23 protein-coding genes are annotated in these 26,572 nt (G+C 61.6%); 16 read left to right on the top strand and 7 right to left on the bottom strand.

The window, feature by feature from the left end; translation table 11 throughout:
* Positions 1–3: 3 nt before the first annotated feature.
* The 3 genes from TM1040_RS14985 to TM1040_RS14975 form a co-directional block, all read right to left on the bottom strand.
* The gene (locus tag TM1040_RS14985; protein ID WP_011539439.1) at positions 4–945 is read right to left on the bottom strand and encodes an alpha-E domain-containing protein; all 942 of its coding nucleotides are present in this window, start codon (positions 943–945) and stop codon (positions 4–6) included.
* A 4-nt stretch (positions 946–949) separates the two neighbouring features.
* Positions 950–2,374, bottom strand: coding sequence for a circularly permuted type 2 ATP-grasp protein (locus tag TM1040_RS14980; RefSeq protein ID WP_044026845.1), 1,425 nt, complete (start codon positions 2,372–2,374; stop codon positions 950–952).
* Positions 2,375–2,738: 364 nt separating this feature from the next.
* Positions 2,739–4,367 (bottom strand): sulfatase-like hydrolase/transferase, encoded by a 1,629-nt coding sequence (locus TM1040_RS14975; protein WP_044026844.1) that lies wholly within the window; start codon positions 4,365–4,367, stop codon positions 2,739–2,741.
* Between the two features lie 98 nt (positions 4,368–4,465).
* Between TM1040_RS14975 and TM1040_RS14970 the strand changes: the two genes are divergently transcribed.
* Positions 4,466–5,272: a helix-turn-helix domain-containing protein gene (locus TM1040_RS14970; protein ID WP_011539436.1), complete on the top strand. Its 807-nt coding sequence runs from the start codon at positions 4,466–4,468 to the stop codon at positions 5,270–5,272.
* A 52-nt stretch (positions 5,273–5,324) separates the two neighbouring features.
* On the opposite strand, the gene TM1040_RS14965 is transcribed toward TM1040_RS14970, so the two are convergent.
* The gene (locus TM1040_RS14965) at positions 5,325–6,623 is read right to left on the bottom strand and encodes an NAD(P)/FAD-dependent oxidoreductase (protein ID WP_011539435.1); all 1,299 of its coding nucleotides are present in this window, start codon (positions 6,621–6,623) and stop codon (positions 5,325–5,327) included.
* A 191-nt stretch (positions 6,624–6,814) separates the two neighbouring features.
* On the opposite strand from TM1040_RS14965, the gene TM1040_RS14960 reads away from it, so the two are divergent.
* The 6 genes from TM1040_RS14960 to TM1040_RS14935 all read left to right on the top strand — a co-directional run bounded on the left by TM1040_RS14960 (position 6,815) and on the right by TM1040_RS14935 (position 11,913).
* Complete coding sequence (locus tag TM1040_RS14960; RefSeq protein ID WP_011539434.1) at positions 6,815–7,216, top strand: rhodanese-like domain-containing protein; 402 nt, start codon at positions 6,815–6,817, stop codon at positions 7,214–7,216.
* Between the two features lie 174 nt (positions 7,217–7,390).
* On the top strand, positions 7,391–8,332 hold the full coding sequence (locus TM1040_RS14955) for a lipid A-modifier LpxR family protein (protein ID WP_011539433.1): 942 nt from the start codon (positions 7,391–7,393) through the stop codon (positions 8,330–8,332).
* A 132-nt stretch (positions 8,333–8,464) separates the two neighbouring features.
* A complete protein-coding gene (locus tag TM1040_RS14950) occupies positions 8,465–9,526 on the top strand; it encodes a Hint domain-containing protein (RefSeq protein ID WP_011539432.1) in 1,062 nt (353 codons plus the stop codon).
* Positions 9,527–9,970: 444 nt separating this feature from the next.
* Positions 9,971–10,591 (top strand): 30S ribosomal protein S4, encoded by a 621-nt coding sequence (gene rpsD / locus TM1040_RS14945; RefSeq protein ID WP_011539431.1) that lies wholly within the window; start codon positions 9,971–9,973, stop codon positions 10,589–10,591.
* 195 nt (positions 10,592–10,786) lie between these two features.
* Positions 10,787–11,374 (top strand): PA14 domain-containing protein, encoded by a 588-nt coding sequence (locus tag TM1040_RS14940; protein WP_011539430.1) that lies wholly within the window; start codon positions 10,787–10,789, stop codon positions 11,372–11,374.
* Positions 11,344–11,913, top strand: a complete 570-nt coding sequence (locus TM1040_RS14935) for a GNAT family N-acetyltransferase (protein ID WP_254658831.1) — start codon at positions 11,344–11,346, stop codon at positions 11,911–11,913. The genes TM1040_RS14940 and TM1040_RS14935 overlap by 31 nt, the downstream gene beginning before the upstream one ends.
* Before the next feature lie 45 nt (positions 11,914–11,958).
* Here TM1040_RS14935 and TM1040_RS14930 read toward each other — a convergent pair whose 3' ends face one another.
* Positions 11,959–12,420 carry an Lrp/AsnC family transcriptional regulator gene (locus TM1040_RS14930; RefSeq protein WP_011539428.1) on the bottom strand — a complete coding sequence of 154 codons (462 nt, stop codon included), beginning with the start codon at positions 12,418–12,420 and terminating at the stop codon, positions 11,959–11,961.
* A 106-nt stretch (positions 12,421–12,526) separates the two neighbouring features.
* Between TM1040_RS14930 and TM1040_RS14925 the strand changes: the two genes are divergently transcribed.
* From TM1040_RS14925 to TM1040_RS14905, 4 genes are all read left to right on the top strand, one after another.
* Positions 12,527–13,951 (top strand): aminotransferase class V-fold PLP-dependent enzyme, encoded by a 1,425-nt coding sequence (locus tag TM1040_RS14925; RefSeq protein WP_011539427.1) that lies wholly within the window; start codon positions 12,527–12,529, stop codon positions 13,949–13,951.
* 412 nt (positions 13,952–14,363) lie between these two features.
* Positions 14,364–15,452, top strand: a complete 1,089-nt coding sequence (hisC, locus tag TM1040_RS14915) for a histidinol-phosphate transaminase (protein ID WP_011539425.1) — start codon at positions 14,364–14,366, stop codon at positions 15,450–15,452.
* Positions 15,449–16,381: a prephenate/arogenate dehydrogenase family protein gene (locus TM1040_RS14910; protein WP_011539424.1), complete on the top strand. Its 933-nt coding sequence runs from the start codon at positions 15,449–15,451 to the stop codon at positions 16,379–16,381. The genes hisC and TM1040_RS14910 overlap by 4 nt, the downstream gene beginning before the upstream one ends.
* On the top strand, positions 16,378–17,244 hold the full coding sequence (locus TM1040_RS14905) for an extensin-like domain-containing protein (RefSeq protein ID WP_011539423.1): 867 nt from the start codon (positions 16,378–16,380) through the stop codon (positions 17,242–17,244). The genes TM1040_RS14910 and TM1040_RS14905 overlap by 4 nt, the downstream gene beginning before the upstream one ends.
* 68 nt (positions 17,245–17,312) lie before the next feature.
* Here the strand turns inward: TM1040_RS14905 and TM1040_RS14900 are convergent, their stop codons facing one another.
* Positions 17,313–18,326, bottom strand: a complete 1,014-nt coding sequence (locus TM1040_RS14900; RefSeq protein ID WP_011539422.1) for a DUF2125 domain-containing protein — start codon at positions 18,324–18,326, stop codon at positions 17,313–17,315.
* Positions 18,327–18,394: 68 nt separating this feature from the next.
* Between TM1040_RS14900 and TM1040_RS14895 the strand changes: the two genes are divergently transcribed.
* The 5 genes from TM1040_RS14895 (at position 18,395) to TM1040_RS14875 (ending at position 23,835) form a co-directional block, all read left to right on the top strand.
* Complete coding sequence (locus tag TM1040_RS14895; protein WP_011539421.1) at positions 18,395–18,922, top strand: gamma-glutamylcyclotransferase; 528 nt, start codon at positions 18,395–18,397, stop codon at positions 18,920–18,922.
* Positions 18,923–19,000: 78 nt separating this feature from the next.
* On the top strand, positions 19,001–20,179 hold the full coding sequence (locus TM1040_RS14890) for a hypothetical protein (protein WP_011539420.1): 1,179 nt from the start codon (positions 19,001–19,003) through the stop codon (positions 20,177–20,179).
* Between the two features lie 3 nt (positions 20,180–20,182).
* On the top strand, positions 20,183–22,537 hold the full coding sequence (locus tag TM1040_RS14885; RefSeq protein ID WP_011539419.1) for a peptidoglycan -binding protein: 2,355 nt from the start codon (positions 20,183–20,185) through the stop codon (positions 22,535–22,537).
* 278 nt (positions 22,538–22,815) lie between these two features.
* Positions 22,816–23,118 carry a hypothetical protein gene (locus TM1040_RS14880; protein WP_044026843.1) on the top strand — a complete coding sequence of 101 codons (303 nt, stop codon included), beginning with the start codon at positions 22,816–22,818 and terminating at the stop codon, positions 23,116–23,118.
* 120 nt (positions 23,119–23,238) lie between these two features.
* Positions 23,239–23,835 carry a hypothetical protein gene (locus TM1040_RS14875; RefSeq protein ID WP_011539417.1) on the top strand — a complete coding sequence of 199 codons (597 nt, stop codon included), beginning with the start codon at positions 23,239–23,241 and terminating at the stop codon, positions 23,833–23,835.
* A 211-nt stretch (positions 23,836–24,046) separates the two neighbouring features.
* On the opposite strand, the gene clpA is transcribed toward TM1040_RS14875, so the two are convergent.
* Positions 24,047–26,383, bottom strand: a complete 2,337-nt coding sequence (gene clpA / locus TM1040_RS14870; protein WP_044026842.1) for an ATP-dependent Clp protease ATP-binding subunit ClpA — start codon at positions 26,381–26,383, stop codon at positions 24,047–24,049.
* Positions 26,384–26,572: the final 189 nt, after the last annotated feature.

The following is a 26,572-nucleotide window of genomic DNA, read 5'->3' as shown; positions in this document are numbered from 1 at the left end:
GGCTTACTCATAGAAGCGATAGTCGAGTTGGATTTGATGTGCGAGTTCCAGGAGGAGTTCGAGCATCTTCTCGATGAATTCGTGCAGGCCGTAGTCAAAGACCTCTTCGATCCCATGAGACAGGTAGGTGTTCTCCAAATGGGTCACGAGCTCTTGGGATGGCGAGGGGGTCGGCTGTCCTGCATTGAGATAGCGCAGGTTGTCTTTGATTTTGCTGACGCAAAACGCAAGGCTGCGTGGCATGCGCTTGTCGAAAATCAGGAAATGCGCGATTTCCTGCGGTCCGCCATCGGCGCCGTATTCCATGCGAAAGCCGCCGCGCGCAGAGACCGAGCGCAGGATGCTCTCCCATTGCACATTGTCGATGGAACTGCCCACGGCGCTCACGGAGGGCAGCAGCACGTAATATTTCACATCGAGGATGCGTGCCGTGTTGTCGGCCCGCTCAAGGAAGGTGCCGATGCGCAGAAAATCGTAGATGTCATTGCGCAGCATCGTGCCATGGACCATGCCGCGCATCAGTGCGGTGTGCTGGCGGATCGACGCCAGAACATCCGGCAGGTCGCGTGCGCTCACTTTGCGTGCGAGCAGGTCGCTTGCGGTCATGTAAGTGGCATTGATCGCTTCCCAGACCTCTCCCGTGATCGCCGCACGCACCAGCCGTGCATTCTGGCGGGCGGACGCAATCGACGACATGATGGAGGAGGGGTTGTCCTTGCCACGCAGCATCCAGTCCACTGCCGCATCCTGGCCATGGGTGTCATAGGCCTCTCGAAAGCCGCCCAGTGACCCGGCCGATTGCAGGATGGAAACCCACTCATCCTCGGCGCTTCCGAGCCGTGTGAGCGCGATGCGCTGACCTGTTTCGATCAGGCGTGCGGTGTTTTCTGCCCGTTCAAGGTATCGCGACATCCAGAACAGACCATTTGCGGTTTTTCCCAGCATTGCGTCAGTCCTCCAGCACCCATGTATCCTTCGTGCCACCTCCCTGCGAGGAGTTGACCACGAGCGACCCTTTCTTGAGCGCAACCCGGGTGAGACCACCGGGGGTGATATGCACCTTGTTGGGGCTGCACAGGACAAAGGGTCTGAGATCGACATGCCGCGGGCTCAGCCCCGCGCGCGAAAAGATCGGCACGGTCGAGAGCGCCAAGGTCGGTTGCGCGATATAGTTGCCCGGCCGCGCCTTGAGCTTGCGACGGAAGGCGGCAAGATCCTTCTTGCTGGCAGTCGGCCCGATCAGCATCCCATAGCCGCCGGATCCATGCACTTCCTTGACCACCAGATCCTCGAGATTGTCGAGCACATAGGCCAGCGCATCAGGCTCCGAGCAGCGCCAGGTCTGCACATTCTGCAGCAGGGGGCGCTCGCCAGTGTAGAATTCGACGATCTCCGGCATGTAGCTGTAGATCGCCTTGTCATCGGCGATGCCGGTGCCGGGCGCATTGGCGATCGTGATGTTGCCTGCGCGGTAGACATCCATGATCCCCGGCACGCCCAGCGCGCTCTCGGGATTGAAGTTCAGCGGGTCGAGAAATTCGTCATCCACCCGGCGATAAAGCACATCGATGGGTTTGTAGCCTCGGGTCGTGCGCATGGCGACGCGCCCGTCGATCACCCTGAGATCCTGCCCCTCGACAAGCTCGACGCCCATTTTGTCGGCCAGAAACGCATGTTCGAAATAGGCGGAGTTGTAGATGCCCGGGGTCAGCACGGCGACCACGGGTTTGCCGGTGCAACTCTGCGGTGCGCTTGCCGCTAGAGACCGGCGCAGATCGGTCGGGTAATTTGACACCGGCTGCACCCGGTTCTGACTGAAAAGCTCCGGGAACATCTGCAGCATGGTTTCACGGTTTTCGAGCATGTAGCTCACGCCAGAGGGGGTGCGGGCGTTGTCTTCCAGAACGTAAAACTCGCCCGGGCCGGTGCGCACCAGATCGATGCCGACAATATGCGTGTAGACCCCACCCGGCGGCTCCACCCCGATCATATGGGGCAGGAAGGCGTCATTGCGGCTGATCATCTCTTTGGGGATCCGCCCCGCCTTCACGATTTCCTGCTTATGGTAAATGTCATAGAGGAAGGCATTGATCGCGCGCACGCGCTGCTCAATCCCGCGTGACAGGCGCGCCCATTCGCTGCCTGAAATGATGCGGGGGATGATGTCAAAAGGGATGAGACGCTCTTCGGCCTCGGCCTTTCCGTAGACGTTAAAGGTGATCCCGGTCAGCCGAAACAGCTTGTCCGCGTCCCGCTGTTTCTTGCGCAGGCGGGCCGGATCCTCACTGCCAAACCAATCGTGAAATTCACGATAGGGCTCCCTAAGAGACCCACTTGTTCCCCACATCTCATCAAAGCTTGTTGGTTGTTCCATGGTTGCTCTCAGATCGAAGTTCTCAACCAAAAGCATATAAGAAAAAGGGAATTTTTAAAGGGCATGCGTATCATAACACGGCTGCAACGCCGTGATCGGCGGGGAAATCGAGAAACTGACTAGATTTTAGGCACCTCCTGCACGGCGCGGCGTCAAGAGGATTTACCCGTGCTATTCCGGGCCTTTGCAATGCACTGCGCGCGGGGAGGGATGTCCGCGTTTCGCGCTGCGGTGCGGCCGCCGGGGGCAGGTCGATTTACGCTACGTCACGATCCTCCTGAGAGGCGCGGGACATGGTTGCGGCGACGTATCTGAGCTGGGTTGAAACTGTGAGCGCCCGGCTCAGAACCGGGCGCATTCTGTCTCAGGTCGGCGGTTTGCCGCGATATTTTACGGTTAACTCAGCGGGGACGTCCTCAGGTTCATAGACCCCAAGCAAAATGCCTTTGCCGCGTGAAGCGCCGCGCCCCGCAATGATCTGCGCGTCCGAGCGGGTGATGCGTTGCGACATGCGCCGCCCCCACTGACCGAGGCGCGCATACATCATATCGATCACCTCGGTGTGGTCTGGGCTGCGGCCAAGGTCGTGAAATTCCTGCGGGTCGTTTTCCAGATCAAATAGCATTGGCGGCAGGCCGCCCTCGGCGTGCATGAATTTCCAGCGTGTGTCCGTCACCATAAACAGCCGCGCATCGCGGGGGGCGCTGCCAAGCTTCACACTCATCGGCGTGCCGGAATAGTCGTATTCGCTGATTGCGTAGTCCCGCCACACCTCGGGTGTCTGACCATGCAGCCATGGTGTAAGCGCGCGCCCCTCCAGAATGTGATCTGCGACCTCGCCGCCTGCGGCCTCCACGAAAGTGGGCAGCAGGTCGATGTTTTCCACCAGCGCGTCGCAGGTGGTGCCTCGGGTGGCGTCGGCGTCGGGGCGGGGATCATAGATGATCATCGGCACTTTGACGGAGGGTTCGTGAAAGAGATCCTTCTCGCCCAACCAGTGATCGCCCAGATAGTCGCCGTGGTCAGAGGTGATCACGATCATCGTGTCATCCATCCGGCCGGTGTCCTCAAGGTACTCAAACAGCCGCCCCATCTGGTCGTCGCATTGCTTGATGAGGCCCATATAGGCGGGGATGGCGGCCTGTCGGACTTCCTCGCGCGAGAAGGCCTGACCGATGGCATTGCCCATGAAGGCACCGTAAACGGGGTGCGGGTCTTCGCGCTCCGCGGGGTCTTTGACGGCGGGCAGCACATGCTCCGGTCCGTACATGTCGTGATAGGGCGCGGGCACGATATAGGGCCAATGCGGCTTGATATAGCTCACATGCGCGCACCATGGCCCCTCGGCCTGTTCAATGAACTCGATGGTCTTGGTGGTGAGCCACGGGGTTTCGCTGTCTTCCTCGGCAATATTCGCGGCCTTCTGCGCATTGGCCATGAACCAGCCGGACGCCATTTCTTCGCCCTCAAGACCCGCATTGGCGAAGTCGTGCCAGGGGTTGTGGCCCGCGTAACCTTTTGATTTAAGGTATTCATTATAGGGGCTGCGTTTTTGGTCATAAAACCCGTCCGGCCCCTCGGCCCAGAGGCCATCGTCGCGGATCCAGACGTCAAAGCCGCATTCGGCCTGGCGTGCGCCAATCACGCTGTCGGGGCTGAGGCCGAGGCGGGCCATGCCCTCGCTGTCGGCATTCATATGGGTCTTGCCAATGAGCCAGCAGCCCATGCCCGCCATGCGCAGGTGATCCCCCATGGTCCATTCGCCCACCCGCAAGGGCGAGTTGTTCCATTGCGCCCCGTGGCTGGACACATAGCGCCCGGTATAGCAGCTCATCCGTGCGGCGCCGCAGATCGGGGATTGCACATAAGCGTTAGTGAACCGCACGCCGCGCTCGGCCAGCCGGTCGATATGAGGCGTCTTGAGATGCGGGTGGCCCGCGCAGCTCAGGTAGTCGAACCGGAGCTGGTCGAACATGATAAAGAGAATATTCATAGCGCATGCCTTGTTCCGAGTGCCAAAACGACGATAGGTTAGGTCGGGAGGCACAAAAACCCTTTGGCAAAACATGCCGCTGGGTGGCATGACGAGATATGCTGAAAGAAAATCGCTCTCTGGATCGTGGTATCGAAATTCTGGAAACCCTCGCGCGCGAGGGAGCGATGTCGCTTGCGGATCTGCACCGGGCGACAGGCCTGCCCAAGAGCACGCTGCGCCGTCTTTTGCAGACCTTGATTGCGCGCAAGATTGTGCGCCGTTCCCTTGCAGACAAGCTCTATCGGACCTTGGTTGTATTTCCAGATATTTCGGGCGAGGTCATGCCAAAGGGGATGCTGCATATCTCAGAGGCGGCGATCCCGCGGGCGCTTGCGTTGACCAAGGAGATTGGCTGGCCGTCCGACATCCATATCCGCGAAACGCGTGCGATGCGGATCATCGACAATACCCGCCACGCCAGCACCTTTCACGTCGAGCGCGGCCAGATCAACCAGCGTGTCAGCCATTTTGGCTCGGCCACTGGGCTCGCCTGTCTGGCAGAGATGAAAGATGCTGAAATCGCTACCATCTACGAGGCCTTCAAGCCCGATCTTCAGTGGGGTCCGGTGCGTTTTGGGCTGGACCTCGCGGGGCTGATGGCGCGGATCGAACAGGTGCGCCAAGTGGGCTATGCGGAGCGCCTCTCTGCGCCGATGAGCGATCCGGATTGGGACACCGATTTGCGCGCCATCGCCGTCGCCATCAAGGCCCGTGGGCGCGTGGTGGGCGGTCTGTCGGTGCTCTGGCTCAGGCCCTACAAACCTGTCGAAGAATTCGCTCGCCTGCATCTTGAGGCACTGCAAACCGCGGCCGCCGAGATCAACGCCACGCTTGATGCCGTGTGGGAGGACGCTGCGACCTGATGCGCCCCGGAGTTTCAGGTCAGCGCGCGTCTTACGTGCGCCCCGCCTGGTGTCAGAGAATGCTCTCTGCCGCCTGTTTGGCGAGAAACGCGCTCCGATAGAGCTGTGTTTTCACAGCGCGCCCCCTGTCCGGCACAAGGTCAGAGATCGGCAGCGGCAGGCTCTCTTCGGGTGCGCCGGCAAAAAGATCCGCCAACGCCCGGCCAAACAGTGTCCCGGTTGTTATGCCACGCCCATTATAGCCCACCGGTGCATAAAGCCCTTCGTCGAGGCGGTGGATGCGAAACAGATGGTCCGGAGTGAAGGCGATCTGCCCGTGCCACGCATCCTCAAAGTCAAGCCTACCAAGATCCGGAAACAGGCGACGCAACTTGCGTTCCGCCCACCGGCGCGAGAGCCCTGCGGTGCCGCCCACGACCGACCCCATGGAGCCGATGATCAGCCGCCCCGCACGATCGCGGCGCAGAGAGAACATGATCTTGCCGGTGTCCCAAAGGCCCTGACCATCGGGGAGGATCGCGCTGGCCTCAGCGCCCAAGGGGGCCGTGGCAAGTTGGAAGAAATGGATTGGGGTAAAGCTCTGCGCCAGTTTCGGCCAGAGGTCCGCGCTGTAGGCATTAGTGGCAAGGACCACGCGTCCAGCGGTAATCACGCCGCGATCGGTCTCCACTTTCCAGTCCGCACCGTCTTTCTGCAGCGACAGTACCTTGGTCTGCGTGGAGATCTCGGCCCCGGCGGCCCGTGCGGCGCGGGCCAATCCGCGCACATACCCCATCGGATTGATGGTACCCGCGCGGGCATCCAGGAGGCCCCCGTGAAATTTGACGGTGCCGGTCTTCTCGGCGGTTTCTTCGGCCGACAGCAGCCGCACCGGAGCGCCAAGTGCCTGCCAGCCTGCGGCGCGCGCTTCGAGATCGCGCAGGCCCGAGGCGGCGTGGGCCGCGTGGATCGTGCCCGCGCGAGTTGCCTCGCAGCGGATCTGATGGTGCTCGATCAGCGAGAAAACATAGTCTGGCATCTCGCCCAGCGTGCGCACAAGGGCGCCGCCGTGCGTCTTGCCCAAGAGGTGTTCCACTTGCTGTGGCGGCAGCCAGAGCCCGGCATTGACCAACCCGACATTGCGCCCGGAGCCTCCGTGACCGATTTCTGCGGCTTCCAGCACATGACAGGACAGCCCCTTGAGCGCGCCATGGAGCGCGGTCGAAAGACCCGTGTAGCCACCTCCGACGATCGCCACGTCAACGCGGCTTTCACGGGCGTTTGGATTTGCGTAGGCGGGCTCCTCGGACGAATGGTCCCACAAAGAGATTGGCTCGGCGTTGGATTGGGACAGGGATGTGTCTGCGCGCACGCTGGGCTCCTCGAGTGTTTTGGGGGTCTGCCGAATGGGCGCAGTCGGCCCGGCGTCGAGGCGACACTGGGGCAGGGCAGGGCAGCTGTCAATCGCTGTGAACAGCAGAGCGCACGGCGTGGCGCAGGCGGGGTGGTCTTGCCGCCCCGCGCCTCCTAGAGTGTTGAGGTCAAACGGTTCAGGAGGCCTTCATGGCTCAGCTCAAGACCTCATCGGCACAGATGGTTGCCGCCGCCCGCGCCCGCATTGCAGAGATCGACGCCGCCGCCGCCATTGCGCTGCATGATGCGCCCGATGTGGTGTTTGTCGATCTGCGCGATGTGCGTGAGCGTCAACGCATGGGATTCATCCCTGGTAGCTTTCACTGTCCAAGAGGCATGCTGGAGTTCTGGGTCGATCCCGACAGCCCCTATTTCAAAGAGATCTTTGCCGAGGAGAAGCGGTTTATCTTCCATTGCGCCTCTGGCTGGCGCTCGGCGCTCTCGGTTGCGCTCTTGCAGGATATGGGGTTCGAGGCCGCGCATATCAGCGATGGTTTTTCCGGCTGGCGCTCTGCTGGCGGGCCGGTGGTAGAGCCTGTGGACGAGTCCTGAACTGCGCCGGCAGAGCCGCATAAGGCGTTCAAAACACGCCCAAAACAGGGCTATTCCAAGGCAGCGGAGTCGGGCTTTGCGCGCATCTGTGGCGCGGCTGCACTAGTGGGGTGCTGCGAGGATGGTTAATCAGATGTAACCAACCAAAGACCCTCTCCTCCAGCAGGTACACCCATGATCCGATCTCTTGCGCTGGCTCTGTGCGCCGCGATTGCGCTTTCTGCGACGGGCGCTGCATTTGCAGCCGATCCGGTCCGAGCAGAACCTTTGAAACGTCATCGCATTGGCTATGGTCACCTGATCGACAATGATCTGATCGGGGATGGAAAGGACCGCTGGCGCACCGGTTCGGTGGCGTCGTCGCGGATCTATGGCTTCGGGTGGGACGGTCAGGCTCCTGCGGGGTTCGGCGAACTTCTGGAACTGCGTTTCCTCGGTCAGATTCTGGCGCCAGATAACCTGCGCTCTCCGGCAGCCGGAGAGCGACCCTGGGCTGGGGCGTTGTCGCTCGGGGTGCATACCCATATGCAGCGCGGCACGCTGGAGCTCTCGCTCGGTGGGGATCTCGTATTCATCGGCCCGCAAACAGGACTCGATGACTTTCAGGATGCGCTGCACGACCTCGCCAATACCACGCGCCCATCCGACGCGGTACGAGCGGCGCAGGTCTCCAATACCATTCGCCCGACCCTGGTGGCCGAGGTTGGCAGAACCATTTCTCTTGGCCCGCGCAGTCACCTTCGCCCCTTTGTCGAAGCGCGGGCAGGGGATGAGACCTTGGTGCGCATTGGCGCGGATTGGACCTTCGGGTCGGCCGGCATCGGCGAGCTCATGGTGCGCGACCCTGTCACCGGACAACGCTATAGAACCATGTATGAAACGCGCGGCATCAGCTTCACGCTTGGGGCAGATGTGGCGCATGTGGCGCAATCCGTCTACCTGCCCGAGGGACGGGGCTATGATCTGACCGGACGCCGCGATCGCCTGCGCGCGGGGCTGCATTGGCAAGGCGATGGGCGCGACTTCTTTTACGGGATTACCTATCTGGGCAAAGAGTTCTCCAGCCAGCCCGAAGGGCAACTGGTTGGCTCTCTGCGTCTGCGCTGGACCTTTTAAAGTGATTTTTTCGCCACGGTGCGCGTGTGAAAAGGACCCTCTGGTCAGACATTAAGACTTTCGCCCAGGGGTCTGATTTGTTAACGCTTCGTTAAGGATTGAGATCAACTCAACTGAGGCAGGCTAGAGCGGATGAAGACGGGCTTTCGAGGCACGTTTGTCATCTCTTGGACGCAAACGGAAATTGATGGGCTCGATGCTGCACCTGTTGCGGCACTCGACGTGGGAGCCGCGTGGTCATGGCATGGCGACGCCCTGCGCGTGGATGGACCCTCAGAGCTGCTGCGTCTGGATATGGCAGATGGAGAACAGGACCTCCGACGCCGTGCAGCGCGCACGGTAAGACGCCTTGTGGGCGCTGCCGTGCAGAATCGCAGCGATGTTCATGCGATCGAGATTGACGATCCTGTGTCCGACAGCAGTTTCATTGTCACCAACGGCGTGCAGAGCTACACCGTGACGGTGATCGAGGCGGGGCGTGGACGTCCGCCACTCTTGATGTTTGTCGATGACATTCCGCCGCGCAACACGGATCTCTGGGTGGTCCATCACGCGCTTGGCTACATGGGCGCGGACCAAGCTCCACAGAACCCGGGGGTAATCTGTTTCACCCCGGGCACGCGCATTGCCACCCCCGAAGGGCCAAAGCCCGTCGAAAGCCTGCGCGAAGGCGACCGGGTTCAGACCCGCGACAACGGCGCCCAGGTCGTGCAATGGATCGGGGCGCGCCGAATGAGCGGTGCGCGTCTCTTTGTGATGCCCGCGCTGCGTCCGGTCCGCATCCGCGCCGGAGCCCTGGGCATTGACCGCCCGGAGCGCGAATTGCTGGTCTCGCCAGAGCATCGGATGCTTGTGCGTGGTGCGGCGGCACGGGCGCTGTTTAACGAATCCGAGGTGTTGGTGGCGGCGCGGGATCTCATCAACGGGCATACCATTGATGTGGACACCACCGTGCGCGAGGTGACTTATGTCCACCTGCTGCTGGAACAGCACCAAGTGATCTGGGCCAATGGCGTCGAGACCGAGAGCTTCCACCCCGCCCATGCAGCCCTTTCCGCGCTTGATGATAAGGATCGCAAGCGCCTGTTGCGCAGATTGCCTGCGATTGAGCATGACCCCGCAAGCTACGGGGCATTTGCGCGGCGCAATCTGTCAGCCTCTGAGGCTGCGATTCTCAGACATAGCGCAGCCTAATGGGGCGCCTGTGGCGCACAGGTTTGCTTATGTGCGAGGCTCTGCCTCGCGCTCCGGGATATTTGGCGTTAGAAGAAGTTCCTCTGCATGTGGCTTCTTCTAACCCAAAATATCCTGGGGTGAATTGGCCGCAGGCCAAGAGGGGCAACGCCCCTGCGAGGGAATTCCCCGGTATTTGGGCCAAAGCCTGAGCTTCGCGCTTGACACCCTCCCGCGTTCCTGTAGAAGCGCGGCTTCATTGGTGTTGGTGGCCCCCGTGAGGGGATGCCTGTCAAGGTCGAGGATCATCTGATCCAAATCCAAGAGGACAACGCCCTTCGTTTGTTGCAGGTTTTCTGGAGCAGGTGGACGCTGACGGTGCAATGGCAGACGCGATTGTAAGCCGAAAAGTGGGAACCGGTTTTCGGATTTACCTTGCAATGCCATTAAAGAAGGAGATCAGCCGTGACCAAACGCACGTCTGCCAAGTACAAAATTGACCGCCGCATGGGCGAAAACATCTGGGGCCGCCCGAAGTCCCCGGTGAACCGTCGCGAATATGGCCCCGGCCAGCACGGTCAGCGCCGCAAAGGCAAACTCTCTGACTTCGGTATCCAGCTGCGCGCCAAGCAGAAGCTCAAGGGCTACTACGGCGACCTGACCGAAAAGCAATTCCGCCGCATCTACGGCGAAGCCGAGCGTGTTAAGGGCGACACCGGTGAAAACCTGATCGGTCTGCTGGAGCGTCGTCTGGACGCCGTCGTTTACCGCGCGAAATTCGTGCCGACCGTTTTTGCGGCCCGTCAGTTCGTGAACCACGGCCACGTTCTGGTGAACGGCAAGCGCGTCAACATCCCCTCCTACCGCGTGAAAGAGGGTGACGTGATCGAAGTGCGTGAAAAGTCCAAGCAGAACGTTGCCGTTCTCGAGGCTGTTCAGCTCGCCGAGCGCGACGTGCCTGACTACATCGAAGTGGACCACTCCAAGCTGACCGCCACCTTCGTACGCGCACCTGGCCTGGCTGACGTTCCGTACCCGGTCGTCATGGAACCGAACCTCGTGGTCGAATTCTACGCCAAAAACTAAGTCTGCAGCGCCGTTTGGGCGCATGCAGAGACATTGCGAAAGCCGCTCCGATTGGGGCGGCTTTTTGCATTTTGGTCATTTGTCCGCTGTGCGTGCAGCTAAGGCTTGGGGTTCAGGGGTTTTGCCGCTTAGGGTGGCGTAAAAGCCGGGGCATCGCAGCCAGGACTGTGCCCCTTTGAAATTGGGGAGACCACCATGTCGAAGATTTCCACCCTGTGTCGCGCGTTGGCGGGGGCCGCGACATTGACCGTTGCACTATCGGCCGTAGCTCTGGCTGCGCCATTGAAGCTCACGCCGGCTGATCCGCAACCCTCAAATCTGAAGCCGGGACTATCCGTGCGCTACGCCTATCCGGCCGACGTCAAAACTCTCTCTGCTGCGCGCAATGCGCTCAAATACAAGGTTGAGCAGGGGGCGCCTCTTGCGGGGTTGGATTATCGCGATACCGAGCTTGGGCAAAACGTGCTGACTGCCAAACGAGCCGAGCGCGTGGTGGCGGATATTCGCGGCTACGTCCGGTTTGAAAGGCCGGGGGTGTATACGATCGACTTTCTGACCAATGACGGGCTGCATGCCACCGTCGGTGGTCAGGTGGTTGGGGAGTATGATGGGCGCCAGCCCTGCGAGGAAACCTTTGCTGTGGAGGTCGAAGTCCCGAAAGCGGGCTGGTATCCGCTCAAGGCGCTGTGGTTCCAGCGCACCAATACCGCCTGTTTGCACATGCGGGCAGGGCCAGCGGGGAAACGTCCGAAGTGGATGCCGAACGCGGCGTTTGGGCACTGAAATCGAAAGGGGGCAGGGGAGGTGCGCCGCGATCTGCGCCCCTCATTTTTCACGTAATTCATCGGAAAAAAATGATAGCCATTCGACCGGCCGTGTCAGCGGACGCCGAAAGCATTGCCGCCGTGTTGGAGGCCCTGCGTCAGGCGGGGAATCGCAAGACCGCAGGAGACGCGGCATTTATACGCGAGACTTACATTGAGAATAGCCACCGCATCGCCTGTTCGGTCGCGGTTGATGCTGCGGGTCGACTGCTGGGGTTTCAGTCCTTGCAGATCGCGCCGGAGGGCAATCCCTATGGTGCGCCGGCGGGATGGGGCGTGATCGGCACGCATCTCCATCCTGAGGCGAGCGGGCAAGGGATTGGACGCGCCTTGTTTGCGGTGACGCGCGCGGCGGCGGAGGCTACGCATTTGCCCGCGATCGAAGCCCTGATCAGCGCCGATAACGCGCAAGGTTTGGGCTATTACAGTGCCATGGGATTTGTTGATTATCGCGAGACGCCGACGGCGGTGGGCAAGAAGCTGGTTCTCACCCCTTAAGGTCATGCGGTGTGAACACGCGTTGTGGTGACGGGCGTGTGCCCCTCAGACCGGCAGCGGGCGTCCTTCGGCAATGGCTTCCATGGCGAAATAGGACGTCACGCTATCGAGCTCGACGCCCGCGATCAGCCGTTGGTAGACCTTGTCGTAGGTCGCCATATCCCGAGTCACCACCTTCAGCTGGTAGTCGTAGTCGCCCCCGATGCGGTGAAAATCCACCACTTCCGGGATCGTCAGCACATGGCGGCGAAACTGCGCCAGCCACTCTGCGGAGTGATGCCGTGTGCGCAACATGACAAACACCACCAGACCGAGATCGAGCTGGCTGCGGTCCAGCTCGGCCCGGGTGCCGCGCAGGATGCCCTTGTCCTGCAGCGCCTTGAGCCGTCGCCAGCAGGCATTCTGCGAAAGGCCGACTCGCTGCGCGAGGTCGCGTTGCGAAAGGCTGCCATCACGCTGCAGGGCGCGCAAAAGGTCGCGGTCAATCTGATCTAAGTTCTTCGACATTCATCGATCATATGAAATGGATATACCGCTGTCACCCGTGAACTTAGGTGAAAATGAACGCTCATAGGTGGTCTATCATTGCAGAAATAGCAATGAGGGCGCGCATATGATCTTTGATGAGTTCAAAACGTCGATCAAAAACACAGCGGACGCGGGGCAACTGGCCGCGACATTGATTGGCGAAGGGGTCATGATCCCCGGCCTCAGAGGTGATGTGCCGCTGGTCTATGCAGACTATGTGGCCTCTGGGCGCGCGATGCGCCCAGTCGAAGACTTCATTGCCGAAAAGCTCCTGCCGTTTTATGCCAACTCGCACACCGAAGCGTCCTATTGCGGGCAGTATGTGACCCGGATGCGGCGTGAGGCGCGGGCAGAAATCGCGCGGCTGACGGGTGCGGGGGACGACTGCGAGGTGATCTTTGCAGGCTCCGGTGCCACGGCGGGTTTGAACCGGTTGGTGAAGCTTTTGGGGATTGAAGAGGCCACGCGCCCGGTTGTGTTTATCGGCCCCTATGAGCATCACTCCAACATCCTGCCGTGGCGCGAGAGCCGCGCCGAGGTGGTCGAAATCCCCGAAGGCCCTGATGGCGGCGTGGATCTCGCAGCCCTCGAGGCGGCCTTGGTTGCGCATGCGGAGGCGGATCTGAAGATCGGCAGCTTCTCGGCGGCGTCGAACGTGACGGGGATCATCACCGATCCCGACCCGGTCACGCGGCTGTTGCGCGCGCATGGCGCACTTGCGGTTTGGGACTATGCCGGGGGTGGGCCCTATCTGCCCATCGACATGGGCGCGCATGGCGCCGAGCCTAAGGACGCTGTTGTGGTTTCGCCGCACAAATTTCCGGGCGGGCCGGGGGCCTCTGGCGTTCTGGTGCTGCGCCGCGATGCGGTGCGGGCGCAAAACCCCTCATGGCCAGGGGGGGGCACGGTGAGCTTTGTCTCGCCTTGGTCGCATCGCTACGCTGACAGTCTCAGCGCGCGAGAGGAAGCCGGCACGCCCAATGTGGTGGGTGACATTCGTGCGGCGCTGGCGTTTTTGGTCAAGGAAGCCGTGGGGCAGGAGCAGATCGAGGCCCGCGAGGCGCAGTACGCTGCAAAGGCGCGCGCGGCCTGGGCGGATGTGCCGGGGCTGACGCTTCTGGGGCACGCGCATGCCCACCGGCTGCCGATCTTTTCCTTTACCGTGGAAGGGGCCTCCGGTGCGCCGGTGCATCAGCAACTCTTCACCCGCATGCTCAGCGATGTTTATGGCATTCAGGCGCGTGGTGGATGCGCCTGCGCGGGACCTTATGCACACCGGCTGCTTGAGATCGACGAGCCTCAGTCTGAGGCCCTGCTTAGGGATCTTCTTGCCGGACGGGAGCTGCAGAAACCGGGCTGGGTGCGGTTGAACTTCTCTTACCTGATGGCCGAAGAGACCGTGGATTATGTGATCGAGAGCGTGAAGGCGCTGGTGCTGGAGGCCGAAAATGTCGCCTCTGCTTATGATGCGGATCCGAGCACCGCGCGCTTTCAGCCACGGGCAGCCTGACGAATACCCTGTCTTTGATGCCGGGAAGAGATTCTAGGCACAGGATGTTTCGCCTCGGGCTTTGCCCGAGGCGACCCGCGTCGCGCGCCCTCAGGGCGCGCGACGCCCCCTTTCGAAACGGGGGCTTTATCGAGGGGCAGTCTGAGCGCACTGCCTGACGATGTGTCACGCCGGAAATGCCGGCAGCAGGCGAAGATGAGCCGGCATTGAATATTTGCCGCGAGACATCAGCTGTTGACCAAGCGCTTGAGGCCGGCGTTGATCGCGGGCCTGCTGGCGCGGGTGGATACGGTGATCGCGGTGTGAAGACTGCGCGCTCCAAAGCGCTGATCCGGTTGCTCACGCAGTTGCGCCTTTTCCCATCGCGCTCTTGGCGTTATGAGGAACAGGTTCGCCAAGGAGCTCAGACGATATGACCCAAATCACGCCGCAACCCGGTATCATGGACATCGCGCTTTATCAGGGGGGCGCGGCCCACGTGGACGGGGTGAGCAATGTGACCAAGCTTTCCTCAAATGAGAACCCGCTTGGGCCCAGCCCGGCCGCAGTTGAGGCTATGGCCGAAGCCGCAGCCACGATGCATCGTTACCCAAGCTCCGATCATGCCACCTTGCGCGCCGCTATCGCCGAGACTCACGGGCTTGATGCCGAGCGCATCATTTGCGGTGCCGGAAGCGACGAGATTATCGCCTTCCTGTGCCAGTGCTATGCCGGGCCCGGAGACGAGGTGCTCTATACCGAGCATGGTTTTGCCATGTATCGCATCTCGGCGCTGGCCGCCGGGGCGACCCCGGTGGAGGTCAAGGAACGCGAGCGTGTAACCGATGTGGATGCGCTCCTTGCGGGCTGCACGGCGCAGACCAAGCTGGTGTTTATCGCCAATCCCAACAACCCCACCGGCACGATGATCTCTGAGGCAGAGGTTGCCCGCCTCGCTGACGGTATCCCGGAGGATGCGATCCTCGTTCTGGACGGCGCTTATGCTGAATATGTCGAGGGGTTTGACGCAGGTGCTCAGCTGATCGCCGCGCGCCACAACGTCGTGATGACCCGGACCTTTTCCAAGATCTACGGTCTTGGCGGTGCGCGGGTGGGATGGGCCTATGGCCCACAGGAAATCATCGATGTCCTGAACCGTGTGCGCGGGCCGTTCAATGTTTCGACAACGGCGCTTGCAGGCGCTGAGGCTGCCGTGCGTGACACTGACTATGTGCAGCGCTGTCGCCTTGAGAATGCCAAATGGCGAGGCTGGCTGGCGGATCAGCTGGCAGAACTCGGGGTGCCCTCGGATACCTCCTGCACCAATTTCATTCTGGCGCGGTTTGCCTCGCAATCCGAGGCCGAGTCCTGTGATGATTTCCTCAAGCAGCGCGGGCTGATCGTGCGTCGGGTCGCGGGCTACAACCTGCCCACCGCGCTGCGGATCACCATCGGGGATGAGACCGCCTGTCGTGCGGTGGCCGCAGCGGTGAAGGACTTTAAGGCCGGGGCGGCAGAATGAGCGAGATCACCGCCAAGCCCGTCTACAACCGCGTGGCGCTGATCGGTCTTGGGCTGATTGCCTCGTCGATGTTCTGGGCCATCAAACGCGCAGGCCTTGCAGGCGAAGTCACCGGCTACGCCCGCAGCGCGGAGACCCGAGACACCGCGCGTCGGATTGGTCTGTGTGATCGGGTCTGCGACACGGCAAGCGCAGCGGTGGAGGGCGCGGACCTCGTGGTGCTCTGTGTGCCCGTGGGGGCGATGGGGGCCGTGGCCGCCGAGATTGCCCCGGCGCTGATGCCGGGAGCGACCGTTTCGGATGTGGGATCGGTCAAGCGCCATGTGATCGAGGATGTGGCACCCCATATCCCCGAAGGCGTGCATTTTGTGCCCTCCCACCCGCTTGCGGGCACCGAGCATTCCGGTCCCGAGTCGGGCTTTGCCGAGTTGTTCGATAACCGCTGGTGCCTTCTGGTGCCAGTGGACGGCAGCGCGCCAGAGGCCGTTGCGCGGCTGCGCGCACTCTGGGAAGGCATGGGCGCGCATGTGGACGAGATGGACGCCGACCACCACGATCTGGTGCTTGCGGTGACAAGCCACACGCCGCATCTCATCGCCTACACGATGGTAGGGGTGGCGGATGACCTGCGCCGCGTCACCGACAGCGAAGTGATCAAATACTCGGCTGCGGGGTTTCGGGACTTCACCCGGATTGCGGCCTCGGACCCGACCATGTGGCGTGATGTGTTCCTGACCAACAAGGATGCCACGCTCGAAATTCTTGGCCGCTTCACCGAAGAGCTTTTTGCGCTGCAACGCGCGATCCGGACCGGGGATGGTCAGCATCTGCATGACTATTTCACGCGCACCCGCTCGATCCGGCGCGGCATTATCGAAGCGGGTCAGGACACCGCGGCACCCGACTTCGGTCGCGGGGCGAAAAAGTGATCGCGTGGGCGCGGCATACGCTGGCCGGGCTGGCCCTGGCCTGTGTCGCGTTCACGGGTATGCCTGTTGTGGCTGCCCCGGAAACGACGCTGCGTCCCCCTGCCGTGCGTGGTGGAGCGACACCTGAGGCTGCACGCGTTTCCGCGATGCCCACCGCTGCGATCTTGCCTCAATCCGCACCCGCTTTGCGCCCACAGCTGCGCCCGGTATCGGCTCAGATCCTCGCCGCCGCAGCCCGCCCGACAGAGCAAATCCCGGTTGCACCCGATGGCACCCTTCGTCCCATGATGCGCACACCCGAATTCACCCAACAGGTGCTGTTTGGCCGCGCAAAGCGGCGCCGGGGGGCCGTTTGCGGCGACATCGATATTCAGGGCGAAGAGGCGGGCAATATTGCCGGAACGCTGCAGGGATGCGGAGCGCGTGATGCCGTTCGCGTGCGGTCTGTCTCGGGCGTCGGTCTCAGCCGGCCTGCATTGATGACCTGCGAGACTGCAAAGGCTCTCAACAAATGGGTGTCGCGCGATGTGGAGACGGCCTTTGGGCGCTCCAACCGGGTCGTGGAGCTGCGGGTTGCGGCGGGTTACAGCTGTCGCACGCGCAACAACCGTCCTGGCGCCAAGATCTCGGAACATGGGCGTGGCCGTGCCATCGATATTTCGGGCTTCAAGCTCGAAGATGGGACCGTGGTGAGCGTGCTCAGGGGCTGGGCCGATGCGTCGACAAGCAGAGCGCTCCGGCGGATCTGGAAAGCGGCCTGTGGTCCGTTTCGCACGGTGCTCGGGCCGGAGGCGGACATCTATCACCGCGATCACTTCCACCTTGATGTGGCGCGTCATCGCAGCGGGCGCTACTGTCGCTGATCCAACCGGACCTTGTTTCGACACCTGCGCATTTGTGCGGGTGCGGGCATGACAGGCTTTTCGCTCAGTTAGCGGATGATCAGTCGCGGCGCCGGACCGAGGGGGATCGGGCCGATCGTGATGTTGCCATTGCGAAAGCCCAGCGTAATGTCGAGATCCTCCGGGTTGCCGCTCGCACGCGCCATCACGGCCACAACCCGGCTGGCCTGCTCGCGCAGCGTCGGGCTCAGCAATCCGGAATCTTCCGCCAGTGCCAGAAACTCCGCCCAGGCTTCCACCTGAAGGGCCACTTCTCCGGTGGGAATGCCAGCCTCGTCCACCTCGAGCGCGCCCGACATCTTGAGGCGCATCTCGCCCCAATGAGCCTCCAGCAGCGCAAGGTCGATCTGACGAGGCTGGGGGCGGCGGTGTTCCAGCACGGAGAGATCCCAGGCTTTGTCAAAGGTCACATCCATCGCAAGGCTAAGGGTTTCAAAGGCCTGCGGCAGTTTGGGCGCGGCGCGCAGCAGGCGGCGCAGCGCCTTGCCGGGGCGAAAGGCGCGGGCCTCGGCGCTGATTTCATAGGACTCGGCCACCGATCCCTGCACCATGCGCAGGCTCAGGTCATCCGCCGAGAGCGTCGCTTCAGCGTCGTCGCCAATGCGCCAGCTCCCCGAGGTGAGCCCCAGTTCTTCGAGCTCCAGTGCAAGGCCTGGCGCGAGGAACAGATCGGCCTGCAGTCCCTGGGTCGTGATCACCGCGGTCTGATCATAGTAGGAGAGGCGCTGGTCGCCGTCGGCAAAACGCAGGCTTTGGTGGCCGGGCCAGATCGCGGGGCTCTGCAGCTCCAGCCAGTCCGCACGCCATGCGGCCCCGGTGCCGGGATCGGCGAGGGCGGGCTGCGTGATCTGGGTCACATGCCGCCAGGGATAGCCGCCAAGCCCATCCCCCGCGGTGATCTCTTTGACCTCCACCTGCCAGCCCCGCGCTGCCTGTTCCTCGAACCAGGCAGCAACGCTCTGTCGTAGTCCCCATGCGGCAACGGCCCAATAGAGCGACCAGACCACACAAAGCCCAAACAGGATCTTCAGACCGCGTTTCATGCCGTGGAACCCCTTTTGCTTGTGGACGTTTTGCTGTTTATAGGCGCTCGCAGCAAAGGACCAGTAATATGACGATGTGGGTATTTGGATACGGCTCTCTTCTGTGGAACCCGGAGTTCCCGGTTGCGCGCCGCGAGGTGGCGACGCTGCATGGCTATGCGCGCTCCTTTTGTATGCGATCAATCCACCATCGTGGCAGCGAAGAGGCTCCGGGGCTGGTACTGGCGCTCGACGAACAGGACGAGGCCCACTGTAAAGGGCTGGCCCTGAGTGTGGAGGCAGGCCACGAGGAGGCGACCCTTACGGCCCTGCGCGAACGTGAGCTGATCTCTTCGGCCTATGTGGAGCGGTTCCTCGATGTGGACCTCGAGAGCGGCGAGCGTGTGAACGCCGTGGTCTATGTGATCGACCCCCATCATGTGCAATATTGCCATCTGGAGCTTGAAGAACAGGCGCAGATTATCGCCCATGCGGTCGGTGGGCGCGGTCCCAACAGCGAATATCTCTTCAACACTGCGGGCCATCTCGATGAAATCGGCCTCAGCGATCCGGACCTCAACTGGCTCACGGAGCGGGTCCGACAGATTTTATCATAAATCCTTGGCGACCATGGGACTTTCGGTCTAGGCTGCAGGCGCAGAACCAAGACAAAGCCTATCGGGAGCCGCAAAGAAATGGCGCATCACGAACGCGAAGGCCGGCCACAGTTTTCACAGCCGGTGCGTCAGGTTGTCATGATGCTGATTGCATTGGGACTGGCGGGGGCGGGCGCTTTTATGGCGTTGCCGCGGGTGATGCCGGTCTTTGAAGCCAATCCCTATCTTAATGGCTTTATCGCCTTTGTGTTCATCGTCGGGGTTTTGGCGACCTTCTGGCAGGTGATGCAGCTCATCAACTCGGTGCGCTGGATTGAACGCTTTGCCGCCGGGGTCACCACCGACGAGGATCGCGCGCCCTCGATGCTGGCGCCACTGGCTGCGCTCTTGCGCTCTCGGGGCGCGCGGATGCAGCTTGGCTCGGCCTCGACCCGCTCAATTCTGGATTCCGTTGCAGAGCGCATCGACGAAGAGCGCGAAATCACGCGATATATCGTCAACCTTTTGATTTTTCTTGGTCTTTTGGGGACGTTTTACGGTCTGGCGACCACGGTACCAGCTGTTGTCGACACCATCCGCAGCCTTGCGCCCCAAGATGGCGAAGAGGGTGTCGCTATCTTTAACCGGCTGATGACGGGACTTGAATCGCAGCTGGGCGGTATGGGCGTGGCCTTTGCCTCCTCGCTTTTGGGGCTGGCGGGATCGCTCATCGTGGGCCTGCTCGAACTCTTTGCGGGTCATGGGCAGAACCGCTTTTACCGCGAACTCGAGGAATGGCTGTCGTCCTTCACCCGTGTGAGTTTTTCCTCGGGCGAGGAGGGCGGCACCGGCGACAGCAACCTCGTGGCGGGCGTGCTTGATACGATGGCGGAGCAGATGGACGCGCTTCAGGCGATGTTTGTGGAAACCGCTAAGGGACGCGCGGAGGTCGAAGGCAAGCTCTCGCGCCTGATCGACACCATTGAGGACATGAACCGCCGTCAGGATGATGTGGCGTCGATCTCCGGTGCGCTCGAGCGTGTCGCGGTTGGTCAGGAGACGCTCGCCGAACTGATGCGGGCCCATGGTGACGTTGGCATCGACGCCGAGAGCCGCATGCGCCTGCGTTCGATCGACGTACAAATGCTGCGCATCCTCGAGGAAATCTCCGCCGGACGGCAAGAGAGCCTCTCGGAGCTGCGCAAGGACATCGACCTGCTGGTCAAAGCTTTCGCAGGCCCGCGTGGCATGGATCGCGCGGCGCGGAAAGAGAGCTAACCCATGGCCCTCAAGCGGCGCACTGGTCAACGGTTTCAAGGCTCGATCTGGCCCGGTTTCGTGGATGCGATGACCGGACTTTTGCTGGTTTTGATGTTTGTTCTCACCATTTTTATGGTGGTGCAATTTGTGCTGCGCGAGACGATCTCGGGCCAGGAATCCGAGCTTGATGAACTCTCGACCGAGGTGCGGGCGCTGGCAGAGGCACTTGGCGTCAAGGAACGCGAGGCCAGCCAGTTGCAGGCCCGACTGGGCGCGCTGGGGGCGACGCTGTCCTCAACGCGCTCTGATCTTGATGCCGCGCGAGAGCAAATTTCGAACCAGACCGCGCGGATCAGCGCCCTGACGCAGGAACGTGATGCCGCGAGATCGGATCTTGCAACGGCCCGCACGCAGATTTCCGACTTTGAGGCGCAGGTGGCGGCTCTGATCGCTGGTCGTGAAAGTGCCGAGGCGCAGATTGCCGATCTCACCGCCGAGCGGGACGCGCTTGATGCGGCACGCAGCGAGTTGCTCTCAGAACAGGAGGCGCTGAACCTTGCATTGGCCCAACTGCGCGAAGAGGTGGACGCGGAGGCCGAAGCCGCCCGTCTTGCCGCCGCTCAGACCGAGGCCCTGCAGGCGCTGGTGGAGGATCTGCGCGCAGAAGGGGCGGCACAGTCTGAACGCGTGAGTGCGCTCGAAGAGGCGCTCTCTGAAGAAGAGGCGACCCGGCTGGCTGAGGCCGCTGCGGCAGAGGCCCTGCGCGCGCGGTTGGAAAACGCGGATGCCGAACTCACTGCAATGACCCTTGCACTGGAAGAAGAGCGCAAGAAGGCCGAGGACACGCTGACGCTTCTGGCGGCTGCGGAGGCGGCGCGCGACCAGCTTGATACGGAGCTTGAAGAGGCCTTGGCCGCGATTGAGCAAGCTAAGGCGCAGGTCAATGATCGCGACGAGTTGGCAGAGCGCCTGACCCGCGTTCTGGCCCAGATGGAAGTCACTGAAAGCACGGCAACGGCGCGAGTCTCGGCGCTTGAAGCGGAGCTGGAACGCGTCAGAAACGAGAATGCTGCAACCCGCGAGCGTATGACTGCAGACTTGGAGACGGCGCGCCAGGAGGCCGCAGATACGCGCAGCCGCCTTGAGGCGGAGCTGACCCGACAGCGGGCGCAGACGGTGGAAACCGAGAGCCAATATCAGGCCCAACTGCGCGCCGCCCAAGAGAGTTTTGACGCCGAGCGCCGCGCGTTGGAAGATCGCCTTGCGACCCTCGAGGCACAGGCCGATACCACGCGGCGTGACCTGGAAGACCAGCTTGCCGCGCTGCGTGGTCAGGCAGAAGAAACCCGCAGTGGGCTTGAAACGCGTTTGGCGCGTGCCGAGGCCGATCTGGCTGCAGCCCGCGCGGCTGCGAGTTCCACCGCAGAGGAACGCGCTTCGGTTGAACAGCGTTTGCTCATCGCGCTTGAGGCGCTGGAACGGGCGCAGGCTGCGGCAAGCGATCAGGAGGTTCTGCAGAGCCGTCTTCTGGCCGCCTTGGCGCAAAAAGATGATTTTGCACAGGAGATTTCCGAACAGCGCACCCTCGCAGAACAGCGCGCGGATCTCTTGGCGCAGGCCCGCGCTGCACTTGCGGAGGAAAAACAGATCTCGGAAGACGCCCGCCGCGAGACGGCCTTGCTCAATCAGCAGGTGGCGGCGCTGCGTGAACAGCTTGGTGGGCTGCAGTCGCTCCTGGACGATTTCAAAGAACGGGACGCAGCACAGGGAATTCAGCTCCAGAGCCTGGGTCAGGATCTCAATACAGCGCTTGCGCGTGCCGCCGCTGAAGAGCGCCGCCGCCGCATGCTCGAAGAACAGGAGCGCAAACGTCTTGAGGCAGAGCGCGAACGTCTCGCCAATGAAGCCAAGGATCTGGAGCAATATCGCTCCGAGTTCTTTGGTCAGTTGCGCAGCGTCCTGGGCAATCAGGAAGGTGTACGCATCGAAGGCGACCGTTTTGTCTTTGCCTCCGAGGTGCTGTTTGCACTGGGAAGCGCCGAGCTCTCAGAGGCCGGCAAGGCCGAAATCGCCAAGGTGGCGCGCATCCTGCAAAACGTCGCCGCCGCCATCCCGGATGACATCAACTGGATCATCCGTGTGGATGGGCACACGGACAACCAGCGCTTTGTTGGGGCGGGCAAATACGCCGACAACTGGGAGCTGAGCCAGGGCAGGGCGCTTTCGGTTGTGCGCTACATGATTGATGAGCTGGGCATCCCCCCGGGACGTCTTGCGGCCAACGGATTTGGCGAGTTCCAGCCGGTCAATCCAGCTGACACGCCTGAGGCGCGCGCGCAGAACCGCCGAATCGAATTGAAGCTTACGGAACGCTGACAGGCGGTGGCGTCGTTTTGGATAATCCACCATAAAATAAGGCTCCGGCAGTGTGACCTGCCAGAGCCTGCATGCTGAAAATGGGAATTTGAAATAAGGACGGCACCACCACTCACGGCTTAATTGGTTTCGCCCAGCCAACTTTTAGCACAACTCAGGCGATTTTCCAATAAATTATCACCCGTGAGAGTTTTTTCTGCTGCGCTTTGTGTTACAGTTTGGCATAGGGACGTGTGTTTGACCGCAATATGAGCGGTTTGGTTTCAGGAGAGACGTTTTTGGACAGATTGCGCGCGATATTCGAACTGCGTGACATGCTGCGACAGATGGAGCGTGATATCGGGCTGGAAAGCCTGAGCCCCGCTGAGAAGGACGTTTTTCAGGCCGCGCATCGTTTGACAGATGTGCCGGGCCAGCTTGTCGTGTCCGACCAGATCCGCCAGCACCCCCTGACCCAAGGCATCGCGCAGGCGACGTTCCACCGAGCGCTTCGGTCGCTCCTGGAGCTTGGCTTTCTAGAGCGACCAGAAGGCGCACGGGCCAAGCACTACATGGTGCGCAAGGATCTGCTGCACGACTAAAACCTGATCTAGAGCCGCAAAATCTGACGCTTCATTTCATTATGTTACCGTAAAACAGTTTCCTCAAGGTCGTCGCCGAGAGGAATTGCCACCGCGCGTATTCGCCTCTACAGCTTGGGTATGAGAGGATCTGACGGTTTTGCCCCTGGTCTGAGCGGATTTGGATTGATCGCGCTGACCTACATCGTTTGCCACGGCGTCACGATTTGGGTGATCGCCCCTGCGCAGCGTTTCTTTCTCGATGATGTGTCGGTGATCGCAAGCCTGGCCTATCTGCCGCATGGCGTCAGGGTTCTGAGCATCTGGCTGGTAGGTTGGCGCGCGATCCTCCCGCTCATTGCTGGTGCAGTGGCCGCCAACATGATCTTTACCAGCTCGCATATTCTGGACTTGATGCAGGGCAAGATGTCGGTGTCGATCCTGATGAGCGTGTTGTCCGCCTATGCCGCGTTTGAGGTGTTGCGCCTCCTTGGGGTCGCGTCTTATGCGGGTGGCGGGCGCAGGGTGAACTGGCGGACACTGCTGCTGACCGGGCTGTTGGCATCGGTCTTCAACTCGGTGTGCCAGACGCTGATTTTCTCGGGCATCATTGCGCCGGATGGGACGCTTTGGGAATTGGCATCCTTTGTTGTCGGAGACATGATCGGGCAGATCGTGCTGATGATCGCACTGATGATGATCTTTCGCGCCCTGCGTGGGCCTGCAACCCGCGCCTGATCTCTCGTTTTTTCTTCGAAAAGCGCCCGCGACCGCGGTTGGAGCGTGTGCCGCGGCCTCTTCGGCGCAGCATCGACCTTGTCGCGGCCTGCGGCAGTTGAGGGCATGATGCAGTTGAGGGCCTGAGGCATTTGAGCCGTGCGTAAGAGAACGCCCGCCGTCTGAGGTCAGAGGCGGGCGCGTGATCTTGCTGTGTGGTGCCGAAGCAGCGCTATTCCGCAGTCAGGAGCGGTGGTTTGTTGCCGCTCAGGCGGGGCTTGCCTGGACCCTCGATCCGAAGATCAAGTTTGCCGTCCTTGATGCCGACCTGAACCACACCGCCCTTGGAGAGCTTGCCGAACAAGAGCTCTTCTGCAAGCGGCTTCTTGATGTGCTCCTGGATGACGCGGCCCAAGGGGCGCGCACCCATCTTGTCATCATAGCCTTTGTCCGCGAGCCATTCAGCTGCCTTGCGGGTAAGCTCAATCGAGACGTTGCGGTCCATGAGCTGCGCCTCAAGCTGCAGAACGAACTTCTCGACCACCTGCAGGATGACCTCCTTGGGCAGCGGCCCAAAGGAAATCGTGGCATCCAGACGGTTGCGGAATTCGGGGCTGAAGGTGCGCTCGATGGCAGCTGTGTCTTCACCCTCGCGCCGGTCGCGGCCAAAGCCGATGGCGGATTTCGCCAGTTCCGAGGCGCCCGCGTTGGAGGTCATGATCAGAACCACGTTGCGGAAATTGACCGTGCGGCCGTTGTGATCCGTGAGCTGGCCATTGTCCATTACCTGCAGGAGGATATTGAACACATCCGGGTGCGCTTTCTCGATCTCGTCGAGAAGCAGCACGCAGTGGGGATGCTGGTCGACGCCATCTGTCAGAAGACCACCCTGGTCAAAGCCGACATAGCCCGGAGGCGCGCCGATCAGGCGGGAGACCGCGTGTTTCTCCATGTACTCCGACATGTCAAAGCGCAGGAGTTCCACCCCAAGCGTATCTGCGAGCTGCTTGGCCACCTCGGTTTTGCCGACACCGGTGGGGCCCGCAAAGAGATAGTTCCCGATGGGTTTTTCCGGCTCGCGCAGCCCGGCACGGGCCAGTTTGATCGCTGAAGACAGCGCATCGATGGCTGCGTCCTGACCAAAGACCACGCGCTTCAGGCTCGCCTCGAGGTCCTTCAGCACCTCGGCATCGTCCTTGGAGACGTTTTTCGGCGGGATGCGGGCGATCTTGGCCACCACGGCCTCAATCTCCTTGACGCCGATGGTCTTGCGGCGCTTGCTCTCGGCCACAAGGTGCTGCGCGGCGCCGGCTTCGTCGATTACGTCGATGGCCTTGTCCGGCAGCTTGCGGTCGTTGATGTAGCGCGCCGAAAGTTCCACCGCGGATTTGATCGCATCCGATGTGAATTTGATCGAGTGATGGTCCTCAAAGTAGGGTTTCAGCCCTTTGAGGATCGCGATGCTGTCTTCGACCGAAGGCTCGTTTACGTCGATCTTCTGGAAGCGACGCGACAGCGCGCGGTCCTTCTCAAAATGTTGACGGAACTCCTTGTAGGTGGTGGATCCCATGGTGCGCAGCTTGCCGCCCTGCAGGGCAGGCTTCAGCAGGTTTGACGCATCCATTGCCCCACCCGAGGTGGCACCTGCACCGATCACGGTGTGGATCTCGTCGATGAACAGCACCGCATCGGGATGTTCTTCAAGCTCGGTCACCACGGCCTTAAGGCGCTCTTCGAAGTCACCGCGATAGCGTGTGCCGGCCAAAAGCGCGCCCATGTCGAGCGAGTAGATGGTGGTTTCCGACAGAACCTCGGGGACTTCGCCCTGCACGACCTTGCGGGCGAGACCTTCAGCGATGGCGGTTTTACCAACGCCGGGATCCCCCACCAAAAGCGGGTTGTTCTTGCGGCGGCGGCAGAGCACCTGGATGCAGCGCTCGACTTCGCTGTCGCGCCCGATCAGGGGATCGATGTCGCCTTCGCGGGATTTGGCGTTGAGGTCGACGCAGTATTTCGCCAGAGCCGACTCTTTTTGTTCGCCCTCTGGGCTGCCCATGGACGGACCGCCGCCGATTTCTTCTTCGGATTCGCTGGCGCCTGTCACGGGGCGGTTCTCGCCGTAGGCGGGATCTTTGGCAACGCCGTGCGCGATGAAGTTCACCGCGTCATAGCGTGTCATGTCCTGGTCCTGCAGGAAGAAGGCCGCGTCGCTCTCGCGCTCGGCAAAGATTGCCACCAGCACGTTCGCGCCGGTCACTTCGGTGCGGCCGGAGGACTGAACATGGATGGCTGCGCGTTGAATCACGCGCTGGAAGGCTGCGGTGGGCACGGCTTCGGAACCGTCGATGTCGGTGACCAGATTGGCCAGATCCTCGTCGACAAATTCCAGCAGGGTCGATCGCAGCTCGTCGAGGTTCACGCTGCAGGCACGCATGACGCGTGCGGCATCCGGCTCCTCGGTGAGGGCCAAAAGCAGGTGCTCTAGGGTTGCAAATTCGTGACGCCGTTCATTCGCCAGCGCCAGCGCCGCGTGAATGGCTTGTTCCAGTGTGCTCGAGAATGAAGGCACGGGCGTGCTCCTCTGTCTTGGGTTATGGGGATCGTCCGCCACCGGGCGGGCCGGTCCTGTCCCATAACCGTGTCCTCATAGTGTTAGAGTTTGGTTGATAGATCGTAAGCTTCAAGGGCTTTTTGCGCGATTGTGGTCACAATTCCCGAGATTGTGTTCACATATCTTGTGTGGCGATGCACATCTGAC

The organism is Ruegeria sp. TM1040 (genome assembly GCF_000014065.1).
In the GTDB taxonomy this organism is placed as follows: Bacteria; Pseudomonadota; Alphaproteobacteria; order Rhodobacterales; family Rhodobacteraceae; genus Epibacterium.
This window is presented reverse-complemented; position numbering and strand designations above follow the sequence as displayed.